A 12223-nucleotide genomic window follows, 5' to 3' on the forward strand; every position below is an offset into this window, starting at 1 on the left:
CCGTCGGATTGTTTCTCTTTCTATTATAGAACGATCTGCCGCATTATTCCATTTCCACGAGCAGATCACCCGTCTCAATGGCGTCGCCCGCCTTGACGTAGACTGCTTTTACCTTGCCGTCAAGCGGCGCCTGAATGGTCGTCTCCATCTTCATCGCTTCGCTCACCAGCAAATGTTCGCCCTTGCGCACCTTGTCCCCTTCCGCCACCAGCACCTTCAGCACCTTGCCCGGCATGGAGGCGCCGAGGTGGGCGGGGTTTTGCGGGTCGGCCTTGCGGCGGGTCTGTTCCGTCACCTGGGCGGACTGATCGCGGATGAAGATTTCCCGCGGCTGTCCGTTCAGCTCAAAGTAGATAATGCGCCGCCCGTCCGGATGCAGATCGCCGACCGCCACCAGCTTGATGATCAAGGTCTTGCCGCGCTCGATTGTGATCGCCGTCTCTTCGCCCGGACGCAGCCCGTAGAAGAAGGTGGCGGTGTCCAGGACGGACAGGTCGCCGTACTCTTTGACGCTCTGGTCGTACTGCAGGAAGACCTGCGGATACATGATGTACGCCAGCACGTCCAGCTCGCTCGGCTCCCGGCCGATTTTTTCCTCCAGTTCGGCCGCCACCTTGGCAAAGTCGACAGGGGGGAGCAGTTCGCCCGGCCGGGCCGTGAAGGCGTCCCGCCCTTTCAGCACCAGTTCCTGCAGCTTTTTCGGGAATCCGCCCGGCGGCTGTCCGAGGTAGCCCTGGAAGAACTGGATGACGGAGTCGGGAAAGTCGAGCCGCTGCCCCTTTTCCCAGATGTTTTCTTCGGTCAGGCCGTTTTGCACCATGAACAGCGCCATGTCGCCCACCACTTTGGAGGAGGGGGTGACCTTGACGATGTCGCCGAACATCCGGTTCACCGTGGCGTACATCTGTTTGACCTCGTCCCACCGTCCCTCGAGGCCGACCGCCTTGGCCTGCTGCTCCAGATTGGTGTACTGGCCGCCCGGCATTTCGTGCACATACACTTCCGTATTGCTCGCCTTCATGCCGCTCTCGAAGCCCTGGTACAGCGGCCGGACGTCCTCCCAGTAGTCGGACAGCTTGTTGAACGAGTCGAGGGAGAGGCCCGTGTCCCGTTCCGTGTGGGCGAGGGCGGCGATCAGCGCGTTGAGGCTGGGCTGGGAAGTGAGCCCCGACATGGAGCTGACGCAGGCGTCGACGATGTCTACGCCCGCTTCGATCGCCTTCAGCAGCATCGCCACGCCGTTGCCGGACGTGTCGTGCGTGTGCAGGTGGATCGGGATGCCGATCTCCTGTTTCAGGGCGCGGACCAGTTCGTAGGCGGCGTACGGCTTCAGCAGGCCGGCCATGTCCTTGATCGCCAGGATGTGCGCCCCCGCCTTTTCCAACTGCTTGGCCAGGTCGACGTAATAGCGCAGGGTGTACTTGGTCTTGCTTGGGTCCAGGATGTCGCCAGTGTAGCAGATGGCCGCTTCCGCCACTTTGCCGCTCTGGCGCACCGCGTCGATGGCCGTCTGCATGCCCGGCAGCCAGTTGAGGCTGTCAAAGATGCGGAAGACGTCGATGCCGTTTTCCGCCGAGGCCTTGACGAACGCCTGGATGACGTTGTCCGGGTAGTTGGTGTATCCGACGGCGTTGGCTCCGCGCAGCAGCATCTGGAACAGGATGTTGGGGATGCGCTGGCGCAGGATCTGCAGCCGCTCCCAGGGGGATTCCCGCAAAAAGCGCATCGCCGTGTCAAACGTGGCGCCGCCCCACATTTCCAGCGAGAACAGGCCGGCGCCCAGCTTGCCGGTCGCTTCCGCCACCGCCGCCAGATCGTAGGTGCGGACGCGGGTGGCAAACAGCGACTGGTGGGCGTCGCGGAAGGTGGTGTCGGTAATCAGCACCCGATTCTGTTCGCGGATCCAGCGAATCAGCCCGTCCACGCCTTCGCGGTCCAGAATCTGTTTGGTGCCGTCCGGGTACGGCTGGGCAAACGAGGTCCGGGGAATGCGCGGCGTGTCAAAGTGCGGTTTTTTCTCCTGCTTCGGCAGGCCCGGGTAGCCGTTGACGATCGTGTTGCCGATGTAGGAGAGCAGCTTGGTGCCGCGGTCTTGGCGGCCCGGGAAAATGAACAGCTCCGGTTTGGTGTCGATGAACGAGGTGTCGTATTGGCCGCTCAGGAAATCGGGATGGGTGACGACGTTCTCCAAAAACGGCAGGTTGGTTTTTACCCCGCGGATGCGGAATTCGCGCAGCGTGCGCAGCATTTTGCGGGCGGCCTGGTCAAAGGTGGTCGCGTAGGTGGAGATTTTCACCAGCAGCGAGTCGTAGTAGGGCGTAATGATCGCGCCGGGGTAGCCGTTGCCGCCGTCCAGCCGCACGCCGAAGCCGCCGCCGGAGCGCCAGGCCAGCAGCCGTCCCGCATCGGGCAGGAAGTTGTTTTCCGGGTCTTCCGTGGTGACGCGGCACTGGATGGCGTAGCCGCTCATCTGCACCGCCTCCTGGGACGGGATGCCGATTTCCGGATCGGACAGCGCGTGCCCTTCGGCGATGCGAATCTGCGCCTGCACGATGTCAATGCCGGTGATCAGTTCGGTAATCGTGTGCTCCACTTGAATGCGGGGATTCACTTCGATAAAGTAAAACCGACGATCCGGCGTCAGCAGGAACTCGACGGTGCCGGCGTTGCTGTAGCCCGCCTGTTTCATCAGCTTCAGCGCGGACTGGCAGATGGCCTCGCGCAGTTCGTCGTCCAGCGCCAGGCTGGGGGCCACTTCCACCACTTTCTGGTGGCGGCGCTGCACCGAGCAGTCCCGTTCGTACAGGTGGACGATGTTGCCGTGCGAATCGCCGAGGATCTGCACCTCGATGTGTTTCGGCTGTTCCAGATAGCGCTCCAGGTAGACCTTGGCGTTGCCAAACGACGACCGGGCTTCGGAACGGGCCCGATCCAGCGCTTCCTGCAGCTCGTCCTGGCTGCGCACGATGCGCATGCCCCGACCGCCGCCGCCTGACACCCCCTTGATGATGATCGGGTAGCCGTGCTCTTTGGCAAACAGCATCGCGTCCTGCAGCGTCTCGATCGGTTCCGGCGTCCCCGGAATCACCGGAATGCCCGCGTCGATCGCCATCCGGCGCGCTTCCACCTTGTCGCCGAACGCCTCGATCAGGTCGGGCGACGGACCGATGAAAATGATCCCTTCCTGCTCGCAGCGGCGGGCAAATTCGGCGTTTTCGGCGAGAAAACCGTAGCCCGGGTGGATGGCGTCGACGTCGTTGCGCTTGGCGATTTCAATGATGCTGTCGATGTCCAGATAGGCTTCGATCGGCCCTTTGCCCGCGCCTACCAGATAGGACTCGTCCGCCTTGAAGCGGTGAATGGAGACGTTGTCTTGCTCCGAGTAGATGGCGATGGTGCGAATCCCCAGCTCGGTGGCGGCGCGGAAGATGCGGATGGCGATTTCCCCGCGGTTGGCGACCAGCAGCCGGTTGATCTTGCGCTTGTGCATGGTGCTCTCCCCCTTCTTCTCTCGCAATCGTGAGTGAAAATTATATATAGTGTAAATATACAAAATTGCGGGTGCGGAAACATCAGTTTTTTTTACCATTATCAGAGAGTGGAAGTTTCCCGAATGGCAGACGATGTTTCACTGGAACATATTCCAAAATGGGAGGGGAAACCAAATGAATCCAAACCGTTTGCCCGTTTTCGTCTACGGCTCGCTCCTGGAGGGTTTCCGCAATTGGGAGCTGTACGTCAAGCCGTATCCCCATCACGCCCTGCCGGCGGAAGTGAAAGGGCGGCTCTACCATTTGCCCACCGGCTATCCCGGGCTGCTGAGAGAAGGGGAGGGGACGGTCAAGGGAGACGTGCTCCTTTTTTCGCCGGAGGTGTACGACGAAGCGCTGCGCGGACTGGACGAACTGGAGACGTATGTCGGACCGGGCGATCCGCGCAACGAATACGAACGCGAAATCGTGACGGCGCGGCTGGCGGCAACGGGAGAAGAACGGTACGTCTACGTGTATCGCTACGTGGACGAAGCGTATGCGAAACGGACAGGCATTTTCCTGGACGACGGCGATTGGCGGGCCTTCATGCGCCGCCGGGGAGAATAGGGGCGGGCCTTTTTGCCCAAAATGGTAGGGAAAAGGAGGGAGCCCTGCCATGGAATTGCTGCATGCCGCGCCCGCCGACATCTGGCGGCTGTTGATTCCGGCGGCGAACTGGATGTTTGCCGACGACATGCCGGAGGACGAACTGATGTTTCACTACCGCGACCACATCTACTTCGTCAACGGCGACGGTTCCGTTCTCGCCCTGCCCAAGCCCGCCAGCTTTGAGCGGATGGACGCAAGCGAGTGTTTGCAGCTATTGGCCACCTCGGACGAGACGGTCGACTTTGACGACAACGGAGAGTTTGACTACGGGTTTGTGCTGAAACAGATGGGCTACATCGCGCCGACCCGCCGCTCGCGGGAAAAGGCCGCCTACCGGATCGAGATCGTCAACACGATCCTTCCCCAGTCGATGAGCACGCAGTACGAACTGAAACGGGTGAGCTTCGACTTTGCCCTCTATCACGCGCTGATGCGCTGCCACGAGCTGAACCGCAGGAGCAACTGGGAGTACGAACACGAAGTGAAACGCATTGACAAAGTGGAACAGCGCACGGAGGAACACGTCCGCTTCCAGGTGTAAAATTCTACTGTTGGCATAGTGAAAAAGGTAGAAAAATAGGGTATCATGAAAGAGGTACATATGATTCTCTGGTGAGGAGGAAAATTTCATGACTGCAACTGTAGAACGCCAAGGCGTGGTCACGTTCAAAGGCAACCCGGTCACCCTGCTGGGCCCGGAAATCAAAGTGGGCGACACCGCTCCCAACTTTACCGTGCTGGCCAACAACCTGACGCCGGTTACCCTGGACGACTCCAAAGGCACCGTGCGCATCATCTCCGTCGTGCCGTCCCTGGACACGGGCGTGTGCGATGCGCAAACCCGCCGTTTTAACGAGGAAGCGGCCAAACTGGACGGCGTGACCGTCCTGACCATCTCCGTCGACCTGCCGTTCGCCCAAGCCCGCTGGTGCGGCGCCGCCGGCATCGACAAGGTGCAAACCCTGTCCGACCACCGCGACCTGTCGTTTGGTCTCGCGTACGGCGTCGTGATCAAGGAGCTGCGTCTGCTCTCCCGCGCCGTCTTCGTCGTCGATTCCAACGACAAGGTGGTATACGCCGAATACGTGCCGGCCGTGGGTGAACACCCGAACTACGAGGCGGCAATCGCGGCGGCCAAAGCAGCGAAATAACGGATGTTTCGAGGTGCCCCCTTCGTCGGACGAGGGGGGTTTTTCTTTTTCCAAAAGGAAACAAAAACTTCCACCATTCGTCTACATGGCAGGTATGATTTGGATGAATGGAGAGGAATCCCACATGTCAAAGGGAAGACAAACACTGCTTGCCTGCGCCCTCGTACCGGCCCTGCTGCTCCCGGGATGTGCCGGCCCAAACCTGAAGGGCCGGGACGACATCCCCCTGCCCGCAGCGAACGTCAGCCCGGGCGGCAAGACGCCGCAGGCGGGGGACAGCCAGGAAAGACAGCCGGACGCAAAACAGCCGGACGCAAAACAGCCAGACTCAAAACAGCCCGATGCTCATCCAACGGAAACGGGGGCGAGGAAGCCGGACGAGGGTGGGCCGCAGGCGGATCAGCCGCATGCGGGATCGCCGACCACCGACCAGCCGGGCACGGAATCCCGACAGCCCGGTGAGACCGGACCGGCATCGGATCGGCCTGGTTCGGCCGCGGCGGACACGCAGGAACTGGCCGTCTACCGCGGGCCGGTCGAACACATCTTTTTTCATCCGCTGATCGCCTACCCGACGTTGGCCTTCGACGGGGATGCGATGGACAAAGGCTACCGCGACTGGTTTGTCACCGTGCCAGAGTTTGAGCGGATCGTGGAGTCGCTGTACCGAAACCAGTACATCCTGATCGACATCCGCGACCTGTACGAGGAACGCGTGGAGAACGGACGGCGCCACCTGGTGAAAAAAGAGCTGAGGCTGCCGAAGAACAAAAAGCCGCTGATCATCTCGATCGACGACATGAACTACTACGACTACATGCGGAAAAACGGCAACGTGCACAAACTGGTGCTGGATGGTGACGGCAACGTGGCCGCCTATTCGCGCACCCCGGAGGGAAACGAGTCGATCGCTTATAACAACGAGATTGTCCCGATTCTGGACGCGTTCGTCCGCGCGCATCCCGATTTTTCGTTTCGCGGCGCAAAAGGGATGATCGCGCTGACGGGCTACGAGGGTGTGCTCGGCTACCGCACCCAGGACGCAGCCTCGCCGCATTACGAGAGCGAAAAGCGGGAGGCGCTCAAGGTGATCGCACGGCTGAAGGAAACCGGCTGGTCGTTTGCCTCCCACGGATACGGGCACCGCGACGCGCAGCGGATCAGCTACAACAGTCTGGTGGAGGACACGCTGCGCTGGAAACGGGAAGTGGAGCCGCTGACCGGTCCCACGCCGGTTTACGTCTACCCGTACGGCAGCCGCGTGGAGACGAACAGCGACAAGTACGCCTTTCTCGTCCGATCGGGCTTTGCCGTCCTGTGCGGCGTGGGGCCGGCCCCGTATCTGAAATTCACGGGCGAGGCGGTGATGATGGATCGGCGCCACATCGACGGGATTGCGCTGGAACAACAGGGTGAGCGGCTTGCCCACATGTTCGACAGCAGGCAGGTGATCGACGCCGAACGGTACCGCACGGCCGCGAAACCGTGAACATTAGTACCCTTTCGCGGCCAATTCCCGATAGGCGTCCGCCAGCCAGGGATGGATGACGTTCAGCTTCTCCCGCTGTTCCCACAGATGTCCTGTTTTTGTCCGCGCGGAGGGGATGGTTCGCACTCCGGTCAGGGTACGGGCACTTCCGGCCTGCCTTCCTCAAACAGCTCTTTCAACAGGTGTTTGGCGTAGCCGGCTGCCTGAGCAAAGGTGACTTTTGCCGGCATCGGGGCTTCCCGGGCGTCGACCAGCACATCGACGATGCACGGCTTTTTCTCTGACACGGCCTGCTGCAGGGCGGGGAGCAGCTCCTCCGGCTTTTCCACGCGGAAGCCGACGCCGCCGCAGATGTCGGCAAACCGGGCGAAGTTGGGGTTGTGCAGGTCTGTCGCGAATTCCACATTTCCCATGACTTCCTGTTCAAACTTGATCATGGCGATCTTGTGGTTGTTGAGGACGACGACCACGATGGGCAGTTGGTATTTGACGGCCGTGACGAAATCGCTCATCAGCATGGCGAAACCGCCGTCACCGCACACGGCGATTACCTGTTTGCCGGGATAGGCGATTTTTCCCGCGATGGCGCCGGGCAGGCCGCAGCCGAGCGTGGCCAGCCAACTGGAGATGACCAACTGCTGCCGGCTCATGCGGAAGTGGCGGGCCATCCAGACGGTGACGTTGCCCACGTCCACCGACAAGACGGCGTCGTCCTGGACAACCTGCTGCAGCGCGCGGATGACGCGCTGCGGTTTGATCGGAACGTCGGACTGTGCCTCTTCCCTGTCCATCTTTTCCCACCACTGCTTCATTTCCCGCTGACAGCGCGCAAGGAAGCTCCGGTCGGTCCTGACAGGCAGCTCCCTGGCCAGCCAGTTCAAGGTATGGCGGGCATCTCCGGCCAAACCGGCATCGACCGGATAGCGCTTGCCGATCTGGGCGGGGTCCGTATCGATGTGAATGGTCCGCGCCCCCTCCGGCAAAAATCCGGTGAACGGGAAGGACGTGCCCACCATGACCAGGGTGTCGGCTTCCCGCATGGCATCGTAGGCCGGCTTGGTGCCGATCAGCCCCAAACCGCCCAGGCAGAGCGGATGCTCGTCCGGGATTGTCCCTTTGCCGGGCAGCGTCAGCACGATGGGCGCGGCGATTTTTTCCGCGAACTCGATCAGGGGCTGGCTCGCCTCCCTGGCGCCGCGGCCGGCCAGGATCACCGGCTTTCGCGCCTGCTCGAGAATCCGGACCGCCTGCAGCAGATCGGCCGCCTGCGGCAGAATCTGCGGCCTGGCGAACAGCGAACTGGTCCGCCTGGCTTCCCGCTTCACCTCAAACCGGGGGATGTCGTCCGGTATGGTGAGGACCGCCACGCCTTTTTTCGCGTAGGCGGACCGGATCGCCTGATTGACCACAGCCGGCAGCTGCTCGGCCGACATGATGCGCTGGTTGTAGACGGCCACGTCGTCAAACATGCGTTCCAGGTTCACTTCCTGAAAGTAGTCGGTACCGAGCAGATCGGTCTCCACCTGACCGGTGATGGCCAGGACGGGCGCCCTGTCCAGCTTGGCGTCGTACAAGCCGTTTAACAAATGGATGGCCCCCGGGCCTGCAATCGCCATGCATACGCCCAGTTTTCCGGTCAGCTTGGCGTAAGCCGCCGCCGCCAGCGCCCCCGCCTCTTCGTGCCGCACCTGAATGAACCGGATCTTGTCTTTGGCCTTGCGCAGAGGTTCCATGATCGAGTTGATGGAGTCTCCCGGCATTCCGTAAATATGGTCCACTCCCCACTCGATCAGGAGTTCGATCAGCACTTCTCCCGCCGTTTTTCCCAACATCCGAACGCTCCTTTCACATAGGTTCACGTTAGTGTGTGCAATTCTCCCGCGAGAAAAACGGTGCGGGCCGCAGGACGGCGGCTGAACCGTCCTGTCCGTCCGTTTGTGCTATACTGACCAGGAAGGGTTTCCGACAAAGGAGAGACGACATGCTGGAAGAGCTGATTCGGTTTACGGCTACGGAGCGGGAAGCGGATATGACCATTCGCGACGCGCTGCAAAAACGGTTCGGGGTGTCCCGCCGGCTGCTGGTCCGGGCCAAGTACCAGGGAGCCGTCACCCGCAACGGGACGCCTGTTTTCGTCACGGAGCGGCTGCGGCCGGGGGATGAAGTGGCCATCCTGGTGCCTGGCGAAGAGGAAGAGACGGTGCTGCCGGAGCCGATGGAGCTGGCGATCCGTCACGAAGACGAGGACATCATGGTCATCGCCAAGCCGGCGGGACTCGTCGTCCATCCTACCGGCGGGCACACGGGCGGCACCCTGGCCAACGGCGTGGTCGCCTACTGGCGGGAGCGGGGCGAGCGGCGCAAGTTTCGCCCTGTCAACCGGCTGGACAAGGACACGTCCGGCCTGTTGATCGTCGCCAAAAACCAATGGGCCCACGAGCAGTTCAGCCGCATGCAGAAAGAGCGGACGCTGCACCGCTGGTACCAGGCGATCGTCGAGGGGGAGGTGGCCGAGGAGGAAGGAACGGTCGACGCTCCGATTGGCCTGCGCGACGATTCGATCATCGTGCGCGAGGTGCGGCCGGACGGCCAGCCGGCGGTCACCCGCTACCGGGTGCTGGCCAGGGGCGGCGGAATGAGCTGGCTGGAGCTGAAGCTGGAGACGGGTCGCACGCACCAGATCCGCGTCCACATGAGCCATCTCGGCCATCCGCTGGCGGGAGACGACCTGTACGGCGGCAGCCGGACCTGCATCGGCCGTCAGGCGCTGCACGCGGCCAGACTGTCGTTTGTCCATCCGCGCAGCGGGCAGGCGATGGAGTGGAGCGAACCGCTTCCGGCTGACATGCGGGAGCTGGCGGCTCGTGTTTTCGGACACCGGGACTAAACGGACAGACGTACGGCTCCCCTGAGGCGCACAGGGGCGAGGGGAGCGTACGCGTCGGCAGAGAAGTGTCAAGATTCCGTCAATTCCCTCTGGCGAAAGGAAAGCGTTTCCGTTATGATGGGGATAGAGACAGACAAGAGAAGAGCGGCAGCACTTTACGATGGCTGGCTGTCTGCGGGGGAATGCCCGCAAGGTTTTCTTCGGTAGCGGACAGAGCCCAGCTTGCGCCCGACACCTGTCCTGACTTGCATTGGCAACAGCGGATTGCCTTGTTTTCGTATGCAGTCGGGACGGCTTGGGGGTAAGCTGGGCTTTTTGTGTGCCGTCCCTAGCCCGACAGGGGCGCCGGCGAGGGGCGGCGCTGCCAAAAAAAGCGGAAGCGCAGGCATATGAACAATGGTGTGGCGAGGAGGGATGTGCGTGAAACTGGTGTCGTACCGTCGCGGCGGGCAGGGAGACTGGCGGGCGGGTTTGTTTCGGAGCGGTTTCGTGATCGACATCGCGCAGGCGATTCCGGAGGCCCCCGCTTCCGTGCTGGACCTGCTGGACGAGTGGGAGCGCTGGCGGGAGCGGCTGGAGCGTCTGGACCACGAGGCGGACGCGGCTGCCTGCGCGGTGCCGGCGGAGCAGGCCGTACTGGGTTCTCCCCTGCCCCGTCCCCGCAGCTTTCGCGACTTTTACGCGTTTGAGGCGCATGTCAGGACGGCGCGCGGCCGCCGCGGGCTGGACATGATCCCGGAGTGGTACCGCTTTCCCGTCTTTTACTTTTCCAACGCCGCCGCCTTCGTCGGCCCCGAAGCGGCGGTGAAGCGGCCCAAGGCGGCGCGCTGGCTGGACTACGAGCTGGAGGTGGCCTGCGTCATCGGCAAAGGGGGCGTGGACATTCCCGTCGAGCGGGCGGAGGAGCACATCGCCGGCTACTGCATCCTGAACGACTGGAGCGCCCGCGACGTGCAGCGTGATGAAGTAAAGGTGGGGCTGGGGCCGGCGAAAGGAAAGGACTTCGCGACGTCGATGGGGCCCTGGCTGGTCACTCCCGACGAGCTGGAAGACGTCCGCATCCCCGGCGGGAGCGGGAGCCGGTACGATCTCGCCATGGTCGCCAGGGTAAACGGCGTGGAGTACTCGCGCGGCCGTTTGGCCGACATCCACTACACCTTCGCCGAGATGATCGCCCGGGCTTCCGCCGATTGTCCGCTCTATCCCGGCGATGTGATCGGCTCGGGCACGGTGGGCACCGGCTGCATCCTGGAACTGGGGCCGGAACGCTGTCCGTGGCTTGAGCCGGGGGACGTGGTGGAGCTGGAGGTGGAGCGGCTGGGCGTTCTGCGCAACGTCGTCACCGAATAAAGGTTCAGCAAAACACGAAAAGGAGGAAGGATGGATGCCCTTTTACCATCGCATGGGGGACGTGCCGAAAAAGCGGCACACCACCTTTTACAAGCCGAACGGCGAACTGTACCGCGAGCAAGTGATGGGCACCAAAGGCTTCTCCGGCATTCAGTCGATCCTGTACCACCATCATCCGCCGACGCAGGTGCGCGCGACGCGCCGATGCGGCGAGATGAAGCCGGAGTACGTGGAGCAGGCGGACCTCCGGCACCAGCATTTCAAAACCTTTGACCTGAAGGCCGGGGGCGATCCGGTTACAGGCCGGCAGTACCTCCTGGGCAACAGTGACGTGGTGCTGGGCGTCTGCGCTCCGACCGAGCCGATGACCTATTTTTACCGCAACGCGGACGGGGACGAACTGCTGTTTGTCCACCAGGGGGAAGGGGAGCTGGAGACCATCTTCGGCACCATCTCCTACCGGCAGGGCGACTATCTGGTGATCCCGGTCGGCACCACGTACCGGGTCGTGCCGTCCGCCGCCAGCCGTTTTCTGGTGATCGAATCGCAAAGCGACATCGTGCCGCCCAAGCGCTACCGCAACGAGCACGGGCAGCTTCTCGAACACTCGCCGTATTGCGAGCGGGACATCCGCGTTCCTGAGCGGCTGGAGACGCACGTGGAAGAAGGCGAATTCGAGGTGCGCGTCAAGCGGCAGTCCGTCCTGTACAGCTACCTGTTTGACTTTCATCCCTTTGACGTGGTCGGCTGGGACGGCTACCTCTATCCGTACGCGCTCAGCATTCACGACTTTGAACCGATCACGGGACGGATTCACCAGCCGCCGCCGGTCCACCAGACGTTTGCCGGACAGAACTTCGTCGTCTGCTCCTTTGTGCCGCGGCTGTACGACTACCACCCGCAGGCGATTCCGGCGCCGTACTTCCACAGCAACGTGGAAAGCGACGAGGTGCTCTACTACGTGGACGGCCAATTCATGAGCCGCAAAGGGATCTTTGAAGGCTCCCTCACACTGCATCCGATGGGTATCCCACACGGTCCCCATCCCGGCAAGATCGAAGCGAGCATCGGCAAAACGGAAACCAGGGAACTGGCGGTCATGCTGGACACGTTCAAGCCGCTCAGGGTGACGCGCCAGGCGCTTGGCATCGAGGACCCGGACTACATGGCGAGCTGGCTTCCGCCCCGGGAGTAAACAGGAAAG

9 protein-coding genes are annotated in these 12223 nt (G+C 62.3%); 7 read left to right on the forward strand and 2 right to left on the reverse strand.

From position 1 onward, the window contains the following. Positions 1 to 43: 43 nt before the first annotated feature. Entirely contained in the window at positions 44 to 3490 is a 3447-nt protein-coding gene (locus A6764_RS07005; RefSeq protein ID WP_065066978.1) for a pyruvate carboxylase, read from the reverse strand. Between the two features lie 175 nt (positions 3491 to 3665). Between A6764_RS07005 and A6764_RS07010 the strand changes: the two genes are divergently transcribed. The 4 genes from A6764_RS07010 (at position 3666) to A6764_RS07025 (ending at position 6782) form a co-directional block, all read left to right on the forward strand. Next, positions 3666 to 4100: a gamma-glutamylcyclotransferase family protein gene (locus A6764_RS07010; protein ID WP_065066977.1), complete on the forward strand. Its 435-nt coding sequence runs from the start codon at positions 3666 to 3668 to the stop codon at positions 4098 to 4100. A gap of 49 nt (positions 4101 to 4149) precedes the next feature. Continuing rightward, positions 4150 to 4683: a hypothetical protein gene (locus A6764_RS07015; protein WP_029099772.1), complete on the forward strand. Its 534-nt coding sequence runs from the start codon at positions 4150 to 4152 to the stop codon at positions 4681 to 4683. Between the two features lie 88 nt (positions 4684 to 4771). Beyond that, entirely contained in the window at positions 4772 to 5293 is a 522-nt protein-coding gene (tpx, locus tag A6764_RS07020) for a thiol peroxidase (RefSeq protein ID WP_029099773.1), read from the forward strand. A gap of 124 nt (positions 5294 to 5417) precedes the next feature. After that, entirely contained in the window at positions 5418 to 6782 is a 1365-nt protein-coding gene (locus A6764_RS07025; RefSeq protein WP_065066976.1) for a polysaccharide deacetylase family protein, read from the forward strand. Positions 6783 to 6913: 131 nt separating this feature from the next. Here A6764_RS07025 and A6764_RS07030 read toward each other — a convergent pair whose 3' ends face one another. After that, on the reverse strand, positions 6914 to 8614 hold the full coding sequence (locus tag A6764_RS07030) for a pyruvate oxidase (protein WP_065066975.1): 1701 nt from the start codon (positions 8612 to 8614) through the stop codon (positions 6914 to 6916). Between the two features lie 149 nt (positions 8615 to 8763). On the opposite strand from A6764_RS07030, the gene A6764_RS07035 reads away from it, so the two are divergent. The 3 genes from A6764_RS07035 (at position 8764) to A6764_RS07045 (ending at position 12214) form a co-directional block, all read left to right on the forward strand. Further along, positions 8764 to 9669, forward strand: a complete 906-nt coding sequence (locus A6764_RS07035; protein ID WP_264622462.1) for an RluA family pseudouridine synthase — start codon at positions 8764 to 8766, stop codon at positions 9667 to 9669. Between the two features lie 420 nt (positions 9670 to 10089). Continuing rightward, complete coding sequence (locus tag A6764_RS07040) at positions 10090 to 11019, forward strand: fumarylacetoacetate hydrolase family protein (RefSeq protein ID WP_065066972.1); 930 nt, start codon at positions 10090 to 10092, stop codon at positions 11017 to 11019. Between the two features lie 34 nt (positions 11020 to 11053). Further along, entirely contained in the window at positions 11054 to 12214 is a 1161-nt protein-coding gene (locus A6764_RS07045; protein WP_065066971.1) for a homogentisate 1,2-dioxygenase, read from the forward strand. Positions 12215 to 12223: the final 9 nt, after the last annotated feature.

It is taken from the genome of Brevibacillus sp. WF146 (assembly GCF_001673705.2).
Taxonomy (GTDB): Bacteria; Bacillota; Bacilli; order Brevibacillales; family Brevibacillaceae; genus Brevibacillus; species Brevibacillus thermoruber.

Coding starts and splice junctions, on each gene's coding strand:
- A6764_RS07005 (WP_065066978.1), bottom strand. CDS start 3,490: ATGCACAAGCGCAAGATCAACCGGCTGCTGGTCGCCAACCGCGGGGAA.
- A6764_RS07010 (WP_065066977.1), top strand. CDS start 3,666: ATGAATCCAAACCGTTTGCCCGTTTTCGTCTACGGCTCGCTCCTGGAG.
- A6764_RS07015 (WP_029099772.1), top strand. CDS start 4,150: ATGGAATTGCTGCATGCCGCGCCCGCCGACATCTGGCGGCTGTTGATT.
- tpx (WP_029099773.1), top strand. CDS start 4,772: ATGACTGCAACTGTAGAACGCCAAGGCGTGGTCACGTTCAAAGGCAAC.
- A6764_RS07025 (WP_065066976.1), top strand. CDS start 5,418: ATGTCAAAGGGAAGACAAACACTGCTTGCCTGCGCCCTCGTACCGGCC.
- A6764_RS07030 (WP_065066975.1), bottom strand. CDS start 8,614: ATGTTGGGAAAAACGGCGGGAGAAGTGCTGATCGAACTCCTGATCGAG.
- A6764_RS07035 (WP_264622462.1), top strand. CDS start 8,764: ATGCTGGAAGAGCTGATTCGGTTTACGGCTACGGAGCGGGAAGCGGAT.
- A6764_RS07045 (WP_065066971.1), top strand. CDS start 11,054: ATGCCCTTTTACCATCGCATGGGGGACGTGCCGAAAAAGCGGCACACC.